Origin of the sequence: Extibacter sp. GGCC_0201, from assembly GCF_017566055.1 — a bacterium.
Lineage (GTDB): Bacteria > Bacillota > Clostridia > Lachnospirales > Lachnospiraceae > Extibacter.
Genome location: NZ_JABFCH010000029.1, coordinates 35913 through 56904 on the forward strand (window position 1 = coordinate 35913; position 20992 = coordinate 56904).

22 protein-coding genes and 1 tRNA gene are annotated in these 20992 nt (G+C 46.9%); 19 read left to right on the plus strand and 4 right to left on the minus strand.

All coding sequences use genetic code 11. The features are described from left to right. Positions 1-9: 9 nt before the first annotated feature. The 6 genes from selB (at position 10) to HJV72_RS16395 (ending at position 5762) form a co-directional block, all read left to right on the plus strand. Positions 10-1923 carry a selenocysteine-specific translation elongation factor gene (gene selB, locus HJV72_RS16370; RefSeq protein ID WP_208072583.1) on the plus strand — a complete coding sequence of 638 codons (1914 nt, stop codon included), beginning with the start codon at positions 10-12 and terminating at the stop codon, positions 1921-1923. Further along, a complete protein-coding gene (locus HJV72_RS16375; RefSeq protein WP_049729939.1) occupies positions 1923-2831 on the plus strand; it encodes a selenium metabolism-associated LysR family transcriptional regulator in 909 nt (302 codons plus the stop codon). The genes selB and HJV72_RS16375 overlap by 1 nt, the downstream gene beginning before the upstream one ends. A gap of 136 nt (positions 2832-2967) precedes the next feature. Beyond that, positions 2968-4104 (plus strand): aminotransferase class V-fold PLP-dependent enzyme, encoded by a 1137-nt coding sequence (locus tag HJV72_RS16380; RefSeq protein ID WP_208072603.1) that lies wholly within the window; start codon positions 2968-2970, stop codon positions 4102-4104. A 55-nt stretch (positions 4105-4159) separates the two neighbouring features. Beyond that, entirely contained in the window at positions 4160-5257 is a 1098-nt protein-coding gene (gene yedE, locus HJV72_RS16385; RefSeq protein WP_208072585.1) for a YedE family putative selenium transporter, read from the plus strand. A gap of 62 nt (positions 5258-5319) precedes the next feature. Beyond that, a complete protein-coding gene (locus tag HJV72_RS16390) occupies positions 5320-5523 on the plus strand; it encodes a sulfurtransferase TusA family protein (protein ID WP_049729942.1) in 204 nt (67 codons plus the stop codon). A gap of 2 nt (positions 5524-5525) precedes the next feature. After that, the gene (locus tag HJV72_RS16395) at positions 5526-5762 is read left to right on the plus strand and encodes a DUF3343 domain-containing protein (RefSeq protein ID WP_049729943.1); all 237 of its coding nucleotides are present in this window, start codon (positions 5526-5528) and stop codon (positions 5760-5762) included. 84 nt (positions 5763-5846) lie between these two features. Here HJV72_RS16395 and HJV72_RS16400 read toward each other — a convergent pair whose 3' ends face one another. Both HJV72_RS16400 and HJV72_RS16405 read right to left on the minus strand, forming a co-directional pair. Further along, the gene (locus HJV72_RS16400) at positions 5847-6434 is read right to left on the minus strand and encodes a TetR/AcrR family transcriptional regulator (RefSeq protein WP_049729944.1); all 588 of its coding nucleotides are present in this window, start codon (positions 6432-6434) and stop codon (positions 5847-5849) included. A 156-nt stretch (positions 6435-6590) separates the two neighbouring features. After that, entirely contained in the window at positions 6591-7625 is a 1035-nt protein-coding gene (locus HJV72_RS16405) for a proline racemase family protein (RefSeq protein WP_006444975.1), read from the minus strand. Positions 7626-7923: 298 nt separating this feature from the next. Between HJV72_RS16405 and HJV72_RS16410 the strand changes: the two genes are divergently transcribed. The 7 genes from HJV72_RS16410 (at position 7924) to HJV72_RS16440 (ending at position 13969) form a co-directional block, all read left to right on the plus strand. Then, positions 7924-8021: transfer RNA gene (locus tag HJV72_RS16410), tRNA-Sec, on the plus strand. A 146-nt stretch (positions 8022-8167) separates the two neighbouring features. After that, positions 8168-9514 carry a proline reductase-associated electron transfer protein PrdC gene (gene prdC / locus HJV72_RS16415; RefSeq protein WP_330619023.1) on the plus strand — a complete coding sequence of 449 codons (1347 nt, stop codon included), beginning with the start codon at positions 8168-8170 and terminating at the stop codon, positions 9512-9514. 171 nt (positions 9515-9685) lie between these two features. Beyond that, entirely contained in the window at positions 9686-11545 is a 1860-nt protein-coding gene (gene prdA / locus HJV72_RS16420) for a D-proline reductase (dithiol) proprotein PrdA (RefSeq protein ID WP_049729946.1), read from the plus strand. 15 nt (positions 11546-11560) lie between these two features. Continuing rightward, complete coding sequence (locus tag HJV72_RS16425; protein WP_049729947.1) at positions 11561-11857, plus strand: CBO2463/CBO2479 domain-containing protein; 297 nt, start codon at positions 11561-11563, stop codon at positions 11855-11857. A 2-nt stretch (positions 11858-11859) separates the two neighbouring features. Continuing rightward, entirely contained in the window at positions 11860-12585 is a 726-nt protein-coding gene (prdB, locus tag HJV72_RS16430) for a D-proline reductase (dithiol) protein PrdB (RefSeq protein WP_082912698.1), read from the plus strand. A 140-nt stretch (positions 12586-12725) separates the two neighbouring features. Next, entirely contained in the window at positions 12726-13493 is a 768-nt protein-coding gene (gene prdD / locus HJV72_RS16435) for a proline reductase cluster protein PrdD (RefSeq protein ID WP_049729949.1), read from the plus strand. Between the two features lie 11 nt (positions 13494-13504). After that, complete coding sequence (locus HJV72_RS16440; protein ID WP_049729950.1) at positions 13505-13969, plus strand: glycine/sarcosine/betaine reductase component B subunit; 465 nt, start codon at positions 13505-13507, stop codon at positions 13967-13969. Between the two features lie 765 nt (positions 13970-14734). On the opposite strand, the gene HJV72_RS16445 is transcribed toward HJV72_RS16440, so the two are convergent. Further along, complete coding sequence (locus tag HJV72_RS16445; protein WP_157039374.1) at positions 14735-14890, minus strand: hypothetical protein; 156 nt, start codon at positions 14888-14890, stop codon at positions 14735-14737. Positions 14891-15517: 627 nt separating this feature from the next. On the opposite strand from HJV72_RS16445, the gene HJV72_RS16450 reads away from it, so the two are divergent. Next, positions 15518-16147 (plus strand): YcxB family protein, encoded by a 630-nt coding sequence (locus tag HJV72_RS16450; protein ID WP_208072589.1) that lies wholly within the window; start codon positions 15518-15520, stop codon positions 16145-16147. 53 nt (positions 16148-16200) lie between these two features. Here the strand turns inward: HJV72_RS16450 and HJV72_RS16455 are convergent, their stop codons facing one another. Next, positions 16201-17067, minus strand: coding sequence for a sulfite exporter TauE/SafE family protein (locus tag HJV72_RS16455; protein ID WP_208072591.1), 867 nt, complete (start codon positions 17065-17067; stop codon positions 16201-16203). Positions 17068-17511: 444 nt separating this feature from the next. Here HJV72_RS16455 and HJV72_RS16460 point away from each other — a divergent pair, with 444 nt between their 5' ends. From HJV72_RS16460 to HJV72_RS16480, 5 genes are all read left to right on the plus strand, one after another. After that, entirely contained in the window at positions 17512-19662 is a 2151-nt protein-coding gene (locus HJV72_RS16460) for a hypothetical protein (protein ID WP_208072593.1), read from the plus strand. A 47-nt stretch (positions 19663-19709) separates the two neighbouring features. Then, positions 19710-20006, plus strand: a complete 297-nt coding sequence (locus HJV72_RS16465) for a WXG100 family type VII secretion target (protein WP_006444987.1) — start codon at positions 19710-19712, stop codon at positions 20004-20006. Positions 20007-20086: 80 nt separating this feature from the next. Continuing rightward, on the plus strand, positions 20087-20536 hold the full coding sequence (locus tag HJV72_RS16470) for a hypothetical protein (RefSeq protein ID WP_208072595.1): 450 nt from the start codon (positions 20087-20089) through the stop codon (positions 20534-20536). Beyond that, positions 20502-20738, plus strand: a complete 237-nt coding sequence (locus HJV72_RS16475; RefSeq protein WP_208072597.1) for a hypothetical protein — start codon at positions 20502-20504, stop codon at positions 20736-20738. Before HJV72_RS16470 ends, HJV72_RS16475 begins: the two co-directional genes overlap by 35 nt. Positions 20739-20784: 46 nt before the next feature. Next, a partial coding sequence (locus HJV72_RS16480) for a hypothetical protein (RefSeq protein WP_208072599.1) occupies positions 20785-20992 on the plus strand: 208 nt, incomplete at its 3' end.

Genomic DNA, 20992 nt, shown 5'->3' on the forward strand with positions numbered 1-20992 from the left:
CATTTAATTATGAAGAACATTATTATAGGCACGGCGGGGCACATAGACCACGGAAAGACTACATTGATCAAGGCTTTGACAGGCCGCAATACAGACCGGTGGGAGGAAGAGCAGAGGAGAGGCATAACGATTGACCTCGGCTTCACCTATTTCGACCTTCCGAACGGGGACCGTGCCGGTATCATCGACGTGCCGGGCCATGAAAAGTTTATCAACAATATGGTCGCCGGCGTCGTCGGCATGGATCTGGTCCTGCTTGTTGTTGCCGCGGATGAAGGGATCATGCCCCAGACGAGGGAGCATATGGACATACTCCATCTGCTCGGCATTGAGAAGAGCATCATCGTTCTGAACAAATGTGACATCGTCGATGAAGAATGGCTGGAACTGGTAGAAGAAGAGGTCAGAGATGAGCTGGAAGGAACTTTTCTGGAACATGCACCTGTCGCTAAGGTGTCAGCGGCAACCGGAGATGGCCTGCCGGAATTGATAAGCATCATCGAACGGATGACACGGGATGAAGTGGTGCCCAAAGACATCCATACGATTCCAAGGCTTCCGATTGACCGTGTATTTACGCTTTCTGGCTTTGGCACGGTCATAACCGGGACTCTCGTAACGGGAACGATTGCGAAAGAAGATACGCTGCAGATGTATCCTGTCGGTAAGCCATGTAAGATTAGGAGCATTCAGGTACATGGGCAGGATGTAAAAGAGTGCTTTGCCGGACAGCGTGTGGCAATCAATCTGTCTAACGTGAAGAAGCGGGAAATAAAGCGAGGCTGCGTATTGGCTCCGCCCGATAGTATGAAAGAGACGGACCTTCTGGATGTGCGTCTGGACGTCCTTGAGTCGTCTATGCGGGTCCTGACCCATCATGCAAGACTGCATCTTTTTACAGGCACTAGTGAAGTGCTCTGCCGGGCAGTCCTTCTCGACGCGGACGAGATAGGTCCGGGAGAGAGCGGTTACGTACAGCTCCGTCTGGAGGAAAGCATCGCGGTACGCAGAGGAGACAAGTTCGTCGTACGGTTTTATTCCCCGATGGAGACGATTGGAGGCGGCGTCGTGCTGGAGCCGAATCCGGGAGTGAAGAAGCGTTTCCGGGAAGACGCGATTGAAGAACTTAGGCGGAAAGAATCCGGCTCTTCTGTCGACGTGATTGAACTTCACATAAAAGAGCACGGTCAGTCGATGATTACGCTGGCCGAACTGGCAAAGCTGACCGCGCTTTCCATGGAAGAGGTACAAGAAGATGTAAAAGAGCTGGAAGCCTGCGGGACCGTATATTCCTTTGCCATGAGAAAGGATACTTATGTATGGCATGCAGACGCTGCCCGTGAGGCTGCGAAAGTGATTGCGCGGGCGCTGGCGGCCTTCGAGGAAAAGCATCCGTACCGGTATGGCATGAAGAAGGCAGAAGTTCAGATGACTTACTTCCAGAAAATGAAGCCTAACGTATTTGACAGAGTGGTAGAGCTGCTGGAGGCGGACGGCCACGTTAAGCGGGTGGATGAATTCCTCTGTTCGCCTGAGTTTAAAGTATGTAAAGACAAGACTTATGATAAGGTGTCCGGCCTGATTACCGGGGCAGTCCAAAAAGCAGGGTATGATTTCGTACGCTATACGGACATAGACATGAAAGGGATGAGCCGGGAAATATCTGATGATATACTGAACATACTGCTTCAGGAAGAACTGCTTGTGAAGGTCACGGAAGATACGTATACGCTGAAATCTTATATGGATGAAGCCAGAGAGATCATCAGCGGAAGGCTCAGGGAGAATCCAGTCATAACGATAGCAGAGGTGCGCGATATATTCGGCACGAGCAGGAAAAGCGCGAAACCGATTCTGGAATATATGGACAGCATCAGGGTGACCAAGAAGACCGGGGCAGAGAGTGAGAGGGTAGCATACTAATGAATCTAAAACAGTTAGAAGCCTTTGTACAGGTGGCGGAGGGCGGAAGCTTTTCCAAAGCGGCAAAAGAATTATTCCTGACACAGCCTACGGTGAGTGCGCATATTTCTTCGCTGGAGAAAGAGCTGAATGTCCGTCTGTTCGTAAGGAATACGAAGGAAGTCAGCCTGTCGGACGACGGCAGGGAGCTATACAGATATGCGAGGCAGATGATAGATCTGGAGAGCCAGATAGAAGAAAAGTTCGGCTCGTCAAGGAAGGAGAAGAGACAGTGCATTACCATCGCGGCATCTACGATACCGTCTCAGTATCTTCTTCCAAAGGTGCTTATCAAATTCAGTGAGAAATATCCAGAGGAACAGCTGAAGATAATAGAGACGGACAGCACCAAGGTAATCGCACAGATTGTGGATCATCTTGCTGAGGTGGGCTTCACCGGCACCGTGCTGGAGAAGAAGCACTGCAAATATATACCGTTCTACAAGGATGAGCTTGTCATCATCACGCCCAATACAGATAAGTACAGGCAGATACAAGACGGGGGCGGAGAAGATATATCCTGGATTATGAAAGAACACGTCATCATGCGTGAGGAAGGATCCGGAACACGCAAGGAGGCAGGGAAGCAGCTCCGGCGTGCCGGCGTGGAGCTGACGGATCTGGATATCATAGCGAGTATCGAGAACCAGGAGACGATTAAAAAGTCTGTGCGTCGGGGGATGGGGGTATCGATACTGTCCAGGCTGGCTACTGCGGATGAGGCGGAAGACGGGCATCTGCTCGTATTTCCGATACCTTTTGCAGACGAAGGACGTAATATCAACCTCGTATATAATAAAAATTATCAGCTGTCGCGCTCCGCGGAACGTTTCATCAAGGTGGTAAGGTCTATATATCAGGATAAATAGAGCAGAAAACACCAATTATAGAATCTGTCTATAACTGGTGTTTTTTATCGGCCTTTTTGATTAGACGAAGGGAATAAATGGTAATATACTAAATGATAGAAGACAAATGTTAGAATTTGAAAGGACGTATGTACGGATGATATACATGGATAATGCAGCGACTACCATGCACAAGCCGAAGGAAGTGCTGGATGCGGTCATACAAGCTATGAGCTCGATGGGGAACGCGGGAAGAGGGGCCAACGAGGCCTCTCTGAGCGCATCCAGGATTATATATGATACGAGAGAAAAATTATGCACTCTGTTTCATGCAGAGAATCCGAGACAGATTGTATTTACGGCCAACTCTACGGAAAGCCTTAACATGGCAGTCAAAGGGCTTCTCGGGCCAGGGGACCATGTGGTGACGACGATGCTGGAACACAATTCCGTGCTCCGGCCGCTGTATGAGATGTCAGAACGCGGGACCGAGCTTACGGTTGTAAGGAGCAGCAGGCTTGGCACGGTAAAAACAGAAGACATTGAGGCCGCGATCAGGCCCGGAACAAAGATGATCGTTATAACGAACGGATCGAACCTGACCGGTAATTATGTCGACTTGAAACCTATAGGAGAAATTGCTAAAAAGCATGGCGTTCTTCTCGTCGTTGATGCCTCCCAGACAGCCGGCGTATTTCCAATCGACGTGCAGGAGATGAACATAGACGTGCTGTGTTTTACAGGACACAAGGGCCTGCTGGGCCCACAGGGGATCGGCGGCATGTATGTAAGAGAAGGCCTGGCTGTCCGCCCTCTGAAGAGCGGGGGGAGCGGGGTGCAGACATTCAGCAGGACGCATCCTTCGGAGATGCCGACTGCCCTGGAGGCAGGTACGCTGAACGGACATGGAATCGCGGGCTTGAATGCGGCGCTGTCTTATCTGGAAAAAGAGGGGATTGACAAGATACGCGGACGTGAACAGGAGCTTATGTGGAGGTTCTATAACGGGGTAAAGGATATCCCCGGTGTAAAAGTATATGGCGATTATAGCTTAAAAGAGCGCTGTGCAATCGTGGCGCTCAATATAGGTGATTATGATTCTTCAGAAGTGAGTGATGAACTTCTTACAGCATATGGGATATCTACAAGGCCGGGAGGACATTGTGCGCCACTTATGCATGAGGCGCTCGGTACTGTGGAACAGGGGGCTGTAAGGTTCAGCTTTTCCCACTATAACACCGATGAAGAAGTGGATACCGCAATAGCGGCTGTCCAGGAGTTGGCGTCAGACTGATCAGGGGTGACTAAGAAGGACTGAGCCAAATGAGAGTTACTAAAGGAGGAGAAACATGAATTTATCTGATTCAAAGAAGAAACTTGCACTTGCGGGTGTGATATGCGGACTTGTGGCAGCATGCCTGGCATACTTCGGCAATCCGGCGAACATGGCGTTCTGTATCGCATGCTTCATCAGAGATACGGCAGGGGCTCTGGGAATGCACCAGGCGGAAGTTGTACAGTATGCAAGACCGGAGATCATCGGACTTGTACTCGGTGCGTTTATAATTTCCGTGGTGACAAAAGAGTACCGTTCTACGGCAGGCTCTTCGCCGATGATACGGTTTGTGCTCGGACTTATCATTATGACGGGTTCTCTCGTATTTCTGGGATGCCCGCTTCGTATGGTAATCCGGATGTCCGCCGGGGACCTTAACGCGTGGGTAGCGCTGATTGGATTCGTTCTCGGCGTTGGTTCCGGCGTCGTGGCTTTAAAGAAGGGGTTCAGCCTCGGAAGGGCACATGTGACGAATAAGGTTGGTGGCACGGTGCTTCCTCTTCTCATGTTAGGGATACTTGTCCTTTCCATCGGGACGACCCTTTTGAAGGCGAGCGAAGCGGGACCTGGAAGCATGCATGCGCCGCTCATAGCATCACTGATAGGCGGTCTTGTCTTCGGCGCATTCGCACAGAAGTCCAGAATGTGTTTTGCAGGAAGCATCCGTGATATCATCCTGATGAAAAACTTCGACTTGTTCAGCGTGATTGGCGGACTGTTCGTAGTCATGCTCATATTCAACATAGCCACAGGCCGCTTCGTATTCGGATTCGACACGCCTGGAATTATCGCCCATTCCGAGCATCTGTGGAATATACTTGGTATGTATGCGGTTGGTTTTGCTGCCGTACTTGCAGGAGGATGCCCACTGCGCCAGCTCATCCTTGCGGGCCAGGGTTCTTCTGACTCAGCGGTTACGGTAATCGGAATGCTTGTCGGAGCAGCGCTCTGCCATAACCTTGGTCTTGCTGCAAGCGGTACGGCGGCCAATGCAGAGACCGGAGAGATTGTTGCCGGGGCAGTTCCGTTTAACGGTAAAGTCGCATGCGTTATCTGCATCGTGGCATGCTTTGTCATCGCGTTTACAAACAAGCGCAAAGAAGCCAAATAATTATGTTTTTGTATTGAAATACAGGTTTATAAGTAGTATTCTGAGAAAGAAGGTTAAATAATATGAAGGAAGTAGATGCGAGAGGTCTTTCCTGCCCGGAGCCGCTTATGCTGACGGCGGATGCGATGAAAGAGGTCAAAGAGGCGGTAAAGGTTCTTGTTACAGAACCACATCAGAAGATGAACGTAGAAAAGTATGCAAAAGAGCATGGAAAGTCTGCGGTATCGACGGAGAAGGAAGGCTATTTCGAAGTGGTAATCGAATAGGCATGAGAAAAAAAGAGTTAAAACTGGTCGTCACATTCCATACGACGGCTGATGCTATGGCAATGGAGAAGGCGTGTAAGAAACACGGTGCTCCAGGACGGATTATCCCGGTTCCCAGGGCAATATCCGCAGGCTGCGGCCTGTCCTGGTGTGCAGGGCTTGACGACAGGGAACAGATGAAAGAAATGATGGCAAAAGCCGGCATTGAAGAAGAGGACATGCACGAGTGCATGGTTTAGAATAAATGCCGCTGAGATGAACATGCCCCGGAATAAAGGATGGATTCCTGAATTCCGGGGCATGTTTGTGCTGCCGTCTGTTATTTATACACCGTCTACGAATGTGTCAAGCACATGCGGCAGAAGCTTGTCGCTGTACTGGGAAAGTGAGTATTTTCCCTTGAAAAGCGACCAATCATACAGCAGTGCACGTTCAAACATGGCATAGATGGCCATGAGCTCTTCGGCAGTGCTCGTGTTCTTAAATTCTCCTTTTTCCAGACCTTCTTCCAGAATCTCCGTAATCCACTTGAAATAAAAACGTTTGCTGTCAGAAAGAGACTTCTTATCTTTCGTGACAAGCTGTGAAGAATACAGCAGTGCAAGCAGCTTGATATCTACACTTGTCTCTATCATATAAAACAGCTCATGGTTTAAAAACAGGAGCTTGTCATAAGCAGACAGATTCGGGTCAATAACTGCGGCCAGTTCTTCGTATTTTTCATCAAACAGATATGACAGGGAATTAAGCAGTGCTTCTTTCCCTTTGAAATAGTGGTAGAAAGTGCCTTTAGAGGTCTTTGAAGCACAGATGATATCCTCTACGGTCGTCTGCTCATATCCGTTCTTGTAAAACAGATTCCAGGCAGCTTTTACGATGCGGCTCTTCGTTGACTGTCGCTTTCGTGGCATCGTCACCCATTCCCTTCTCTAGATTAACATATCGTGTACCGCGGACAGATGTGCGCTGCACAGCCTGCCTTGATATACCTTTATATAAAGAGAAGCGGATTATGAACTAATCCGCTTCTATAACTACCGCAGTACCAACTTTAATTCCGGCAGATATTAACCGACCTGGAACCCATATTTCAATGGATCTGTTGGGTCGATCAAGTATGTAGCAACACCGGTCAGGTAGCAGCTTCCTGTAATCATAGGAATTACTGCATCGTAGTCAGCGACCTTTGTCGTCTCTTTGATAACACCCTTGAATGTAGTGCCGATAAAGCTTTCGTAGATGAATTCCTCGCCTACGCCGATTTCTCCCCAGTGGTGAAGCGTAGCGAGCTTCGCGCTAGTTCCTGTACCGCATGGTGAGCGGTCAGCCATAGCATCTCCGAAGATTACTACGTTTCTCATGGTTGCTTTGTCCGGGTTAGGTGTCGGTCCATAGAACTCTACCAGATCAACCGTATCAATGTCAAGCAGAGGATGCTTAACCGGAACTTCTTTGTTGATGACATCGAGAAGCTTCATTCCTAATTTTGTGATATCAGGAACCGTCTTCGGGCTGATCTCTTCGATGCCGATCTTCGTCGTATCAACTAATGCGAAAAAGCTTCCGCCGAATGAGATTGTAAATGGAATCTCTTTTCCATCGATTGTAACGGAGAGGTTCTCTTTATAAACGAAAGCCGGTACGTTTGTCAGCGTGACATGCTCAACCTTGCCGTCTTTTACAACAGCTTCTGTACGGATGAGCCCTGCAGGTGCTTCCAGAACGACTTCGTTGACCCCTTCTTTGGACTCTACAAGTCCGGCTTCGACAGCGACGGTAACAGCACCGATCGTACAGTGGCCGCACATGTTAAGGTATCCGCCTGTATCCATGAACATTACGCCGAAGTCAGCTTCTTTGTTGACAGGCTCGCACAGGAATGCCCCAAACATATCATGATGTCCTCTTGGCTCGAACATCAATGCCGTACGAACGTGGTCGTAGTTGTTCTCCATCCATTTTTTCTTTTCAATCATTGTGCTGCCTTCCGGCTCCGGAAATCCTCCAATGACTACACGGCAGAACTCGCCGACGGTGTGAGCGTCCACTACCTGTAATGCCTGCTCAAACCGATCGAAGTTAACATTTGCTTTTAACTCCATAATTCATTACCTCCTTAAAATTTACTCATAGACAATACCTATAAGTTTTTATAAAAACACATCGGAGATTCCCTTGTCTCCTCAGTGCCTTTTACAGAAGAAACCGCATATCGCATATAATAACGATATAAAATTAACAATTAGACCGCATTCTAGTATCACGTTCAGTCTGCTACAATTATTATGTACGATAAACCTTGAAAAGTCAATGATTTTTTGGTAAGATAAAAAGTAAATAAAAACGGTTGAAATATGCATAAAATTGTGTTATAGTCAAGACGCATGAGGCAAGAACCATGGGGGTAGATGGGTGACTGGTGTGCCTCCTAGTCTTCAAAACTAGTGTGGGGCGTTAAGAGCGTCCTGGGTGGGTTCGATTCCCACATGCCTCCGCCAAAAAAGACACATATAGTGTTAAAAAAATAGCGATAACAATATATTGTAATTATAGACAAAATTTATAAATAACGTAAATGGTATGCTGCGGACATGTAATAAGTAAACGGGATGTATGTTTCGTTTTTTACTTATAAAAAAAGAAAATAAAGGAGAAAGATGTCATGGGAAATGTGCAGATTTTATTACGTCAACATGTTGGTGCACCCTGTGAAGCAATCGTAAAGGCTGGGGATGAAGTTAAAAAAGGTACCTTGATTGCAACACCTGCAGGCCTTGGCGCTAACATTTTTTCCAGCGTGTACGGTGTAGTGGAAGAAGTGACGGATGACCGTATTATCATCAAGCCTGATGAAGAGCAGAAAGACGAGTTTGTACCTATTAAAGAAGGCAGCAAGCTTGAGATGGTAAAGGAAGCTGGAATCGTTGGTATGGGCGGTGCCGGATTCCCGACAGGAGTCAAAATCGGGACAGACCTTAATGGCGGCTATGTGTTGGTGAATGCAGCAGAATGCGAGCCGGGACTTCGCCATAACATCCGGCAGCTTGAAGAGCAGACTGATATCACGATCCGCGGGCTGAAATACTGCATGGAAGTCTGTAACGCTGCAAAAGGTATCATTGCTATCAAGAAGAAAAATGAGAAAGCAATACAGATATTAAGAGAAGCCATCAAAGACGAAGATAATATTACGATTCATCTTCTTCCGGATATCTACCCGATGGGAGAGGAAAGAGCAGTCGTAAGAGAAGCGCTTGGAAAGCTTCTGGATCCTACACAGCTTCCTTCTGCGGCAGATGCGGTTGTAATCAACTGTGAGACGCTGCTTCGTATCGCAGAAGCTATAGAGCTTAAAAAGCCTTGCTACAGCAAGAATATGACAGTTATCGGCAAACTGAACGGCGGAAATGAACCACACGTATATATGGACGTTCCGGTTGGAACATGCGTGGGGGATATGATTGAAAAAGCCGGCGGCATCGACGGTACATATGGAGAGATTATCATGGGCGGACCATTTACAGGAAAGTCCACTACATTAGATGCGCCTGTGACAAAGACGACGGGCGGCATCATCGTAACAGTTGAATTTCCAGATTTACACGGCGCTAACGTGGGTCTGTTGGTATGTGCCTGCGGCGGAAGCGAAGACCGTATGCGTGAAATCTGTGAAAAGATGAATGGCAAGGTTGTATCTGTGGCAAGATGTAAGCAGGCAATCGAGCCAAAACCGGGAGCGGCGCTCAAGTGCGAAAATCCTGGAAACTGTCCTGGCCAGGCACAGAAGTGTCTCCAGTTCAAGAAGGATGGAGCTGAATTCATCATTATCGGCAACTGCTCTGACTGTTCAAATACAGTTATGGGTTCCGCGCCGAAACTGAAGCTGAAAACATTCCATCAGACAGACCATGTTATGAGAACAATCGGTCATCCTCTGTACAGGAGACTTACAGTTTCTAAAGAAGTAGACCAGCTTCCGGAAGGAAAATAAGTCTGCGGACAATGGTATTACTGCCGCACATGATGAACTGTAGAAGACCCCCGATTCTTTTACAGGCGGAAGTCGAGAGGTATTTCGTGTATCATATGTGGCTGTATATATAATTTTAATAAGTGCCCAGAATGGATACTTAAGCAAAACCAAACAAGGAGGGAAACAAATATGTCAATCACAGCTGAAACAGCTAAAGAACATGCTCATGATCCTGCCGTATTATGTTGTAGAGCCGAAGCAGGCGTTACAATCGAAGCTGCTAATCTTGAAGATCCAGCGATCTTTGATGATTTGGTAGACTCAGGATTACTGAACCTGGATGGTGCATTGACCATCGAACAAGTTTTAGGAGCAAAACTTACAAAGACTTGTGATTCACTTTGCCCGCTTACAGCAGATGTAGTAGAAGGTGCAAAGGCTCCAAGCGCTCCGGCGGCAGAGGAAGCTCCGGAAGAAGAAGCTCCGGCGGCTCCGGCACCGGTTGCACCACCTGTAGCAGGACCTGCAGCAGGCGGAACATTAAAAATCCACATTGGGGAAGGTAAAGATATCGATCTTGAAATCCCGGTTGGTGCTCTTGGCGGCGGCGCGGCAGCAGTTGCTCCATTGCCGGCAGGCGCGGAAGCGGCAGTAGCAGGAGCAGCAGCTCCGGAAGCAGCTGGCGAGGAAAAAGTAGTAAGAAGCTTAACAAGAAAACACTTCACTATCACAGAAGTTAAGAGAGGGCCTGAGACAAAGATCGAAGGAACAACTCTTTACATCCGTGAAGGAATTGAAGCAGATGTTATTGCTGATCAGGATCTGGTTAAAGATTTCAAACTGGAAGTTATCACACCTGATTTATATCACACATATTCTGAAACAGTTATGGACGTTCAGCCAATCGCTACAAAAGAAGGCGATGACGTAGTCGGCGAAGGTGTTACGAGAGTACTTGACGGCGTTGTTATGATGCTGACAGGTGTAGATGAAGGCGGAGTTCAGATTGGTGAGTTCGGTTCTTCAGAAGGATACCTTGACGAGAACATTATGTGGAATCGTCCAAGCTGCCCGGATAAAGGCGAAATCTTTATCAAAGGTAACATCGTTGTACAGGAAAAGACGAACATGGAGCGCCGTGGACCTATGGCTGCTCATACAGCATTTGACCTCATCACGCAGGAAATCCGTGAAGTTATGAAGAAGCTTGACGAGAGCCTTGTATCTGATACAGAAGAGCTGAAGCAGGTTCGCCGTCCTGGCAAGAAGAAAGTTGTTATCGTTAAGGAGATCATGGGACAGGGAGCTATGCATGACAACTTCATCCTTCCTGTAGAGCCTGTTGGTGTTCTTGGCGCAAGAGCTAACGTAGACTTAGGAAACGTGCCTGTATGCGTATCTCCGTTGGAAGTGCTTGACGGATGTATCCATGCACTGACATGTATCGGACCTGCATCTAAAGAGATGTCCAGACATTACTGGAGAGAGCCATTGGTTCTTGAGGCCCTGCATGATCCGGAAGTTGACCTTTGTGGCGTTGTATTCGTAGGAAGCCCGCAGATCAACGCAGAAAAATTCTATGTATCCAGACGTGTCGGCATGACAGTAGAAGCTATGGATGCAGACGGAGCTTTCGTAACAACAGAAGGTTTCGGTAACAACCATATCGACTTTGCAAGCCACATCGAGCAGATTGGTATGAGAGGAACTCCGGTTGTTGGTATGTCCTACTGTGCAGTACAGGGTGCGCTTGTTGTTGGTAACAAGTACATGAACTACATGGTTGACAATAACAAATCAGAAGCTGGTATCGAGAATGAAATTCTTGGTAACAATACGCTCTGCCAGGAAGATGCAGTCCGTGCATTAGCTATGCTGAAAGCTGCTATGGCAGGAGAAGATGTGAAAGCTGCTGAGAAGAAATGGAATCCAAACGTTAAATCTACAAACGTTGAATTGATTGAAGCTGCTGCAGGCGTTAAGGTTGACCTCGTTGAAAATGAGCAGTCACTTCCGATGAGCCAGAAGCGTAAAGAAAAATACAGTTAATTCAGGTAATGTTGAATGAACAATGAACGTTTGAATTATGGTGATAAGGTCATTTACATGGAAGGCGTTATCGTGGATATCGACGACTGCAGCATCAGCGTTGATTTGAAAGGACGCCTGGGCTTCTTCAAAGCCCCGAAGAGAATGTTTATCTGCGACTATGAGCTGAAAGTAGGCCAGGAAGTAGGGTGGAACATGAGCTTTCCGGAACAGCTTGGAGATGAGGTAAATGACAAGTATATCAGCAACATTGAAAAAGAAAGACGCAAACAAGAAGAGATGCGCCAACGTATGGATAATAAGGAGGCTTAAAAATGAGTTTAACGGTTGTTAAAGGTTTACAATCTGAAATATTCGTTCCTATTACTCCGCCATCAGTATGGACTCCTGTAACGAAAGAGCTGAAAGACATGTCTATCGCTCTCGCAACAGCTGCCGGTGTTCATACAAAGAGCCAGGAAAGATTCAATCTTGCCGGTGACTTTACATGGAGAAAAATAGAGAACACAACACCATCCAGCGAGCTGATGGTATCCCATGGTGGGTATGATAACAGTGATGTTAACAAAGACATCAACTGTATGTTCCCAATAGACAGAATTCATGAATTAGCTGCTGAAGGATTTATCAGAGCTTGCGCTCCGGTACATGCAGGATTCATGGGCGGCGGCGGAAACCAGGAGAAGTTCAAAGGTGAAACTGGTCCGGCTATCGCACAGATGTTCAAAGAAGAGGATGTTGATGCAGTAGTCCTCACTGCTGGCTGAGGTACCTGCCACCGCTCTGCAGTATTGGTGCAGAGAGCGATTGAAGAAGCTGGAATTCCTACAATTATTATTGCAGCTCTTCCACCGGTCGTACGTCAGACTGGTACTCCTCGTGCAGTTGCTCCGTTGGTACCTATGGGTGCTAATGCCGGAGGACCGCACAATGTTGAACAGCAGACACAGATCGTAAAGGCAACTCTGGAGCAGTTAGTTGAGATCCAGACACCAGGAAAGATTGTTCCGTTGCCATTCGAATATGTAGCTAAGATTTAGTGAACGCAGGTTCTAATCGAAGGGCAGATGTTTTGCATCTGCCCTTTTTTGAAAAATGATATAACGATATATCGGAAAAGAATCCGACATATCGTAAACTTAGTATGACAATAGTTGTCAAATATCGGAGGTGACTTAAATTGGCTGAAGAAGTAAAAGACCTGAGACGTCTTGTAATCAAAGCATTCCATATGAACGATGTAGAATGGGGAGAACACAATGACATAACGGTTGACGGTCATATGACAGTCAGTAAAGAAATGCTTGATAAGCTGGTGGCGGAAGAAGAGCATCTTGAGAAAATCGATATCCAGATCATCAAGCCCGGCGACCATGACCGCTGGACGAATACGATCATGGACATCATACCTGTATCGACGAAAGTGCTCGGAAAGCTCGGGGAAGGGATTACCCACACCGTAACCGGCGTATATGTTATGCTTACAGGCGTGGATGTCAACGGTAAACAGTGTCATGAGTTTGGGTCTTCAGAGGGGAATCTGAAAGACCAGCTTTATTTGAACCGTGCAGGTACTCCGGGGGATAACGATTACATAATCTCCTTCGATGTCACGCTTGCCGCCGGAATGGGGCAGGAAAGGCCCGGTCCGACCGCAGCGCATCGTGCATGCGATAAGTTCATCCAGTCATACCGCGAAAAGCTGAAAAAGTTCAAGGGTGAAAAGTGCACGGAACGCCATGAATATCACGACATCGTAAGACCCGGCAAGAAACGTGTCCTTATCGTAAGACAGGTTGCCGGACAGGGCGCTATGTATGACACACATTTATTCGCGAAGGAACCTTCAGGAGTCGAAGGCGGACGCTCGATCATCGATATGGGTAATATGCCGATACTTGTTACACCTAATGAGTACAGAGACGGCATTATCCGGTCCATGCAGTAGGAGGTGTAATCATGGGAATAGGACCATCAACAAAGGAAACATCATTACATCACTTCAGAGATCCATTGCTGGATGTCGTGTCAAGTGATACGGACTTGGATTTAATGGGAATCATCATCGTGGGAACGCCGGATGATAACGAGGATAAGATGCTCGTAGGTACAAGAACTGCCGTATGGGCGGAAGCCATGCGGGCGGACGGGGTTATCATATCATCTGACGGATGGGGCAACAGCGATGTAGATTACACGAATACATGCGAACAGCTTGGAACCCGTGGAATTGCAGTGACGGGGCTTAATTTCAATGGGACAGTGGCTCAGTTCGTCGTTGTGAACGACTATCTGGACGGCATCGTAGATATCAATAAGAGCGTGGACGGAACAGAGACGAATGTGGTCGGAGAGAACAACATGGTTGAACTGGACTGCAGGAAAGCGACAGCGCTGCTGAAGCTGAAGATGCGCAAGAAATAGGAGTTTACGTAAAGTGGGACGCCGCTGGGGAGGCAGGGAACATCTGCTCCGATGCGTCCGGGAACTGCGACTATCACACAGATTCCTAAGCCTGTGGGATGTTCGCCGATAGCGGCTCACACCCCACGGGCCAAGGAATCTGGTGAGGATTCTCCGTCCCTCCCGCTTATACCTGCGCATCTGTCCCCTGCCTCCCCAGCGGCTATCTACTTTACTGGCACGGCGGGGGTGGCTGTGTGACGTTACTGGCGGCCGGAAGGAATTTATCTGTGCCGGTATATTATTAAAAAGGCGGAATGAAATTATTATGAGGAAGAGCCGGAATCAGATATGGGGATGTTATATGAGATAACATTCCCGCCTGATTCCGGCTCTTCCTGTAGCAACGGCGTGCACGCCTCGCTGCAAGAGTTTGACTCGATAATATACAACGTTTTAAACTGTATGTGCTGTTTACGTTAAGCTTGCTATCATTTTCCATCTAGCTGACGCAGCCAGCGTTCATCCGCTGGCCAGTAATGTCACACAGCCACTCTCGCCCTTGTTAAGTGAAGTAGATAGCGGACGGGGAGCCGGGTGGGAGATGCGAAGGTATAAGCGGGAGAGGCGTAGAATCCTTTCCGTAGCCCTTATCCTGCGGGATGTAAGCCGCTATCGGCGCGCATTCCGCATGGTTAGGGATACGTGAATTAGTCGGAGCCTCGTACGCATCGGAGCATCTGCCACCCGGCTTCCCGCACGCCGCCACTTTACTTAAACCCCCATTTAATACCTCAGCTGAATCCCCTGTTCTTCGATCCAGTCCTCTAGGTCATCTTGAGCGTCGGCAGCCCAGGTACCGGACAGTTCCTTTTCCTTGTCTGTCAAAGCGTCCTCATTTTTGCCTGTGGCCTCTCTTTGTTTTCTTTTTTCGTCTTGCATAGTAGACCTCCTTCTCTTTTATGTGCTCATATAAATAATAATTCTAGCTTATGTATAGTTATGCAGATTAGCCGGTCCATCTGCGCCTTTGGATAAAGAAAAGGCACGACATACGATATGTCGTGCCCTTTCTTTTTGGTATGTCATTGAGAGGTTTTTCCTCGTTGCATTGCAGTTTTGTTTATATACAAAGCTGGGGAATGCTCCTACTAAAGAGGATGTATATATCAATTGGAGTCCACTGTCGCAGGACCATTCTTGGGGGAAATGGTCGGCGGCAGCTTAACTGCAATTACAACCATATTGGTTTTAACTTACCTGTACTTTTTTAAAAATAGGCAGTTCCCTTGCTCGAGGTAACCGCCATTGGTTTTCGTACATTTAAGTTGCTATTAATATAACATTTATAAATTTAAGTGTCAATACAAGTAAAATAAAAAATTAATTTTTATGCAATTTAACGATTAAATTTGAATTTTGATGTGTAATTTAATGCACTTTACCGTGGTAAAAGAGTAAAGACACAAGTTTTTACTGATTGTCTTACTTTGTCAAGTGACTCTTGTGGTTGTAAGATAAATATAATATAATGAGAGAGGAGAATAGTATACCGGAGGGAGAAAAAATATGACACCTATCTATAAAGTGGCAACGAAGCATACAGAAGAGGTACTGAAAGATTTTATTAAATTTACTTATAAAGTGAAAAATCCGAGAACAGGTCTTAAACTTAGTTTGTTTGCCGGCTGCTTTATCATACTGGCTGTGGCGTTTAGGGAGATTCCATCTGCAGCATGGCCTTGCGGCATAATCGGTGCATTGATTCTGATATTTATATTTACGAGGCGATATATTGCGTTCACGAAACTTGCAGCTGTAGATGATAACTACAAAAATCAATCGGATATTTTCTTTACATTCGGTCAAAGCGGGTTTGATGTCGAGAATACGGAATACCAGGAAGTGAACAATGCAAAATATGGCGAGGTATCAGGCTGCTATAAGGATGACAGGAACTATTTTATAGCTATGAACAATGAAGAATTATATGTACTCCCTTTTGGAGATTTTAATATGGGGGATGCCGGAGAATTTGAAAAGTTTATACGGGATAAGACGAAAAGAGATGTGATACCTTTAAAATTGCCTCTGAAAGAACGTATACGGCTGATGAACATGATGAGGAAGGCAGCTGAGGCAGAGCAGGACCGCAAGATACAGGAAAAGAAAAAGAATAAGTCAGGGAAAAAGAAATAAAGAAGTTAATAAAAATGCCACCCGGCCGGGTGGCATTTTATTTGTTATATTAATTAACCTTTGGAAGCATCTCTAAAGAACGTGATTGCCGTGTAAATCATTACAACGATTACAACCCATGTAAGCACGGTCATAGGCATAGATTTTACTAAGAAGTAAGCAATAAGTACACCGATTACACCGCCGACTGTAAGAAGTACAGAAGCTTTCCTGTCATACTTGCCTTCTTTGATGAATTTGATACCGCATGCTGGCATCAGGAATGCACAGGAACCCATCATAACTGGGAAAGCTGCCTGTATGTTCATACCTAAAGCACCAATCATAGCCATACAAGGAGCGTAGAGACCAACACCGATTGTCATGAAAGCTCCAAGGAAGAAGTTGACAACGATACCGATTACTAACTTAATGCCTGTAAGGCCTGTAGCCGTACCAACAGCGCCGAATGGACCGAATGATAATAATCTGCAGCCCATGATTATAGCGAGAGCAATAAGAGCGGCTCCCAAAGCGATACGAATCTGCTTAACAGGCATCTTGGAAACGATACCTGCTCCTATGTAAGAACCTATAACTGCTGAAATGATTAACAGTACAAGAGTTAATGTATCCATTTCAATTAATGTCAGGAAAAGAACAAATTCTGTTACGACCGGTATAGCATCACCGATATTCAGTGTACCAGGCATTGTCTCGTCAGGACTTGATTTTGTAAACTTGAAGCCAGCCTGTGTAGTTGCAAAACTTCCGATACCAAGCGTATCGAGGAAGTTTGTAATAGCACCAATGATGAACAACGGAATTACTTTTTTGCCCGTAAACTCTTCTTTGTGAGCTACACAGTCCTTAATCCAGTATACGGCGAAGATTGCTGTATACACAATGATAATAATACGTAAAATAGTTGTTGCGTTCATAGTTCATCCCTCCAGATTGTTTAAAAAGTAACTAAAACTTAAAATAAACAAACAATATGTCCTCTAAACTGGAATACAAGTACCCCGATTTACTATATTCCTTGTTAAAATATTGTCTGTTCTTGTTCCAATTGTATCAATTTCTATAGAAAAAGTCAATTGAATTTATAGATTATAGCCAAATAAAGACAAGCCTCCGACGGTTCGGCGGCGATTTATGTACATAGAAGAAGATATATGGTATAAATTGTCTGAAAGCGGATATCTGAATTGCTGTTTATAACTGATAATTTGAAGGACAAATATCGACCAGTTAAGGAAATCTGCTTTGATTTTACAGACTAAAATCATAAGATAGTAATATAATACGACAGGTCTCTTTGTTACTGGCTCGTCTTTGCCAGTTAAGAAAATGACAAAGAGTATGGAGAGGAGGGCGGCTGCTTGAGAAATAAGAAGGTCGGCCGTATGATTATATTGCCTGTAGCTGCACTTGTGTTGCTTGCGGCCGGTTTTATAGCTGGAAGGGTAAGTACGGCATATGTGGCAGATGCCGGGCGGGAAGAAGAGAGCAGCATAATTGCGGTGGTGAATCTGGACGAGGGCGTGAGAAGAGAAGACGGAGCGGTCAATTATGCTGCGAGCCTGATTCATTTCTCCGGCGGCAATTATGTATACGCAGGTCTGGAAGATGCCAGGAATGGAGTGCAGACAGGAGATTATGCGGCTTATATCGTCATACCGGCAGGCTTTTCAGCAGATATCGAAAGTCTGAATACGGTGATGTCTAAGTCAAATATAACATATGAGATCAATAAGCAGCTCGCCCAGGAGAAAAAGATAACGATTCTTAAACAGGTCGATTCTTTCATACAGTCGATGGCGGACAATGTAAGTCTGCTGTATGTGGAAGGGATTCTGGAGGAGTTCCATACTGCACAGGACAGTGCCATAAAGGTGATGGAAAATGATAAGAAAGATACATCGGTGCTGCTGGAAATCAAGGCCTATGACCTGCAGAAATATATAGAATTCCCACAGCTCCTACAGCCGGATATGAGCATAACGGAACTGGACATACAACAATATATCCTCGGAAACGTAACTGCTATCGAAGAGATACAGAGCCAGTATGAAACAGGTGTGGCCAGGGGAGAAGAGGGGAGGAGGCAGCTTGCGGAAGCAGGAAGCGAGGCAAAGGCATCGCTTGACGATACGAACCGGCAGATTGAAGGCCTGGATGTCACAAAGGATACGGAAGGAAACGATATATATGACCCGGGCCTGCCTGGGGTAAAGAGGCTGCTTGCAGATTATAATACGGCACTTGAAAGCAACAGAGACAATATTCAAGGCAAGCTGGATCTTGTGGAGGGGAATCTGGGTGTACTACAGAGATATTGGATGGGGATGCGCCACGGTATAGAAGAGCATAACAACGGTATCCAGACAGCGGCAGACGATATCGCCGATGTTCTGAGTACCGGTACATATGATACAGGCTCTTTACCGGCCTGGACGGTCCATGATGGGACCGTAACGATGAACGGAGCAGCATACACGCTGACGGCGGCAGATGGAACCTTAGACGTAGGAGAGCTGGAGCGGCTGCTTACGGATTACCGGCAGAACAGCAGTGGCACCTATAGGGTGGGAGTGGCTTCGACAGATATCCAGGACAAAGAAGAGATAAAAGCAATCGTTCTGAGCCTGTTGCCAGACTGCAGCATCGAACGGTTCGTAGAAGAGGAGGACGGAACCTTCACAGAAGGAGACGCGCAGGAGAATAGAAGAGAGGCGGACAGGCTGCTTGCGGACAGCCTCGCGGCATCAGGCGTTGACCTGGCGGCGGATGAAGATTATAAGATTGAGCCAATCAGCCAGACAAAACTGGATGATATTATGGGCAGCCTCAGAAGCGATGTCGTATCCCCTCTGCTTAACAGGGCCGATGAAGTGAAACATGCCTTCCAAAGCAGCTATGCCGATTCCGATGGAAAGCTGTCCACGTTCCAAAGCTCGCTGACAGCATATGATCCACTTGGGCATATCGACCGTAGCGCAATACAGGATTCATATGCAGACATGCACGACAATACGAGCTCCCTGCAGAAGGAGGTACTGGAAAAAGACACGGATCGTCTGGAGAGCATGGCAAAGACCTATGAGACATACACGGCGAATGAAGTGGCATTACAGCAGCATATACAAGAGGCGACAAAAGCTTCGGAAGAAGCAGTCGAACAAGGGCTTGCAGGGGCACAGAAAGTAAAGGAAGAGAGCAGCCGGGACAACCAGGAACGAATGGAGAGCTTTACGGGTAAATTACCGTACACAAGGATAGGAAAAGCACAGAATCAAGAAGCGGGCCGCTTTATTGTGGATCCTTTCTGGGTGACAGAGCAGAATACGGCAGGCAATACCGGTGGCGGCAATATGGAAGATGACGCTGCATCTGCGTCAGGAAGCGATGTAAAAGAGGCCTCGGAAACCGGCAGGGCCGTACTGGAAGTGCTCGGTGCATTTGCCATCCTCGGCGTCGTAGCCTCTATCACTATAAATGCGTCAATGCGTAGAAAGAAAAAGGATAATTAACATCCAGAGATGCTAATTATAAATCAAAAGAAGAGAGGAGGATACATATGAACATAGGAATTAAAAGCGATGACGTGAAGACTCAGGCACAGCAGATAACAGGACAGGCAATGCAGGAGTATACGGAGCTGCGCTCATTCCTGGATACGATTGTCAACAGCAAGCTGCCGGAGCTGTGGCAGGGAGCGGGAGCAGAAGCGTACATAACCCGCTATCAGGAACTGGCGCCAAGCTTCCAGGCAATCCAGGATCTGATTCAGGATATCGGGACAGGCCTGCAGCAGAATGCAACATACTATGAAGAGGCAGACCAGGCTGCAAGTGCGGCCAATTCAGGCAGATAGGGCGATGGGAGCCAAGGGCCGGGTGCTCCGGCTCCCCTTTTGATGATGCGTCTGGCAATATGAACGCAATGGGAGGCTATATGGAGACAGAAGAAGTTCAGGTTCAACAGGAAGATACAGATATAGAATGGGATACTTCTGTGATAACAGAACAGAAGAGCACCACCGGCATCTCGCTCTGTGACCTGTACGGCTTACCAGTATTTGAAGACAGGTCACAAGAAAAGATACAGTCCTTAGAGCTGGAAAATATGCATAACATAACGTATATCGGACAGCAGGTGTTTGTCACTACGAATGACGGAGAAGAGAAGCTGGATGTTATCCGCGGCCAGGTGTTTGCCGGGACTGTGGAAAATATCGGGAATAAAATAGAAAAAGAGGAAGCCGGTACCGGTTCGGACGTAATATTCTGGATAGAGATTATCGCCGCCGTCGTGCTGGCCGCCGCATACTTATATGCAGGAAAGCTTAGAAGGGAAAGGAAGCGCAGGATTGATAGTATTAACGATATGTACGGAGTACAATAATGGAAAGATAGATGTCAGCGTGAAGTCAGAGCAGAGGATCCGGGATGTGCTGGATATCCTGAACGATAACAGCGCGCTTACACTTGAAGTGCCCCCGGAGGGCATCTCAGTCAGGTCCTGGAGGCAGAAGACATATGTGAATCCATATCTGACATTCAAACAGGCGGGAATACGTCACGGAGATAGGTTGACCGTCATGTGAATGGGCAGGGATGAGCACTGTTACATAAGCAGGAAAGGAGAAAGGTATGGGCGTAAAGATGAATGTAGGAACGGTACTGTCGGAACTCGATTCCATGAACAGATACCTGTCGGATGTCTGGATGAAAAGCGGCACGCTTGGCAAGGCGTTCCGGTCTTTTGAAGGAGAGGCCGGCCTTCAAAGTGTGGCTTATGACAATCATAAGAGCTATATCGGGCAGGTGCATCAGCCCGTAGCAGAGGGAATCGCCGGCT

Bases quoted from the DNA above. Each gene is read 5' to 3' on its own strand.
- HJV72_RS16395 (WP_049729943.1), top strand. From the start codon at position 5,526: ATGAGAAAAAAAGAGTTAAAACTGGTCGTCACATTCCATACGACGGCT.
- HJV72_RS16470 (WP_208072595.1), top strand. From the start codon at position 20,087: ATGGAGACAGAAGAAGTTCAGGTTCAACAGGAAGATACAGATATAGAA.
- HJV72_RS16400 (WP_049729944.1), bottom strand. From the start codon at position 6,434: ATGCCACGAAAGCGACAGTCAACGAAGAGCCGCATCGTAAAAGCTGCC.
- HJV72_RS16375 (WP_049729939.1), top strand. From the start codon at position 1,923: ATGAATCTAAAACAGTTAGAAGCCTTTGTACAGGTGGCGGAGGGCGGA.
- yedE (WP_208072585.1), top strand. From the start codon at position 4,160: ATGAATTTATCTGATTCAAAGAAGAAACTTGCACTTGCGGGTGTGATA.
- HJV72_RS16440 (WP_049729950.1), top strand. From the start codon at position 13,505: ATGGGAATAGGACCATCAACAAAGGAAACATCATTACATCACTTCAGA.
- HJV72_RS16455 (WP_208072591.1), bottom strand. From the start codon at position 17,067: ATGAACGCAACAACTATTTTACGTATTATTATCATTGTGTATACAGCA.
- prdA (WP_049729946.1), top strand. From the start codon at position 9,686: ATGTCAATCACAGCTGAAACAGCTAAAGAACATGCTCATGATCCTGCC.
- HJV72_RS16425 (WP_049729947.1), top strand. From the start codon at position 11,561: ATGAACAATGAACGTTTGAATTATGGTGATAAGGTCATTTACATGGAA.
- HJV72_RS16405 (WP_006444975.1), bottom strand. From the start codon at position 7,625: ATGGAGTTAAAAGCAAATGTTAACTTCGATCGGTTTGAGCAGGCATTA.
- HJV72_RS16450 (WP_208072589.1), top strand. From the start codon at position 15,518: ATGACACCTATCTATAAAGTGGCAACGAAGCATACAGAAGAGGTACTG.
- HJV72_RS16465 (WP_006444987.1), top strand. From the start codon at position 19,710: ATGAACATAGGAATTAAAAGCGATGACGTGAAGACTCAGGCACAGCAG.
- HJV72_RS16445 (WP_157039374.1), bottom strand. From the start codon at position 14,890: ATGCAAGACGAAAAAAGAAAACAAAGAGAGGCCACAGGCAAAAATGAG.
- HJV72_RS16390 (WP_049729942.1), top strand. From the start codon at position 5,320: ATGAAGGAAGTAGATGCGAGAGGTCTTTCCTGCCCGGAGCCGCTTATG.
- HJV72_RS16380 (WP_208072603.1), top strand. From the start codon at position 2,968: ATGATATACATGGATAATGCAGCGACTACCATGCACAAGCCGAAGGAA.
- selB (WP_208072583.1), top strand. From the start codon at position 10: ATGAAGAACATTATTATAGGCACGGCGGGGCACATAGACCACGGAAAG.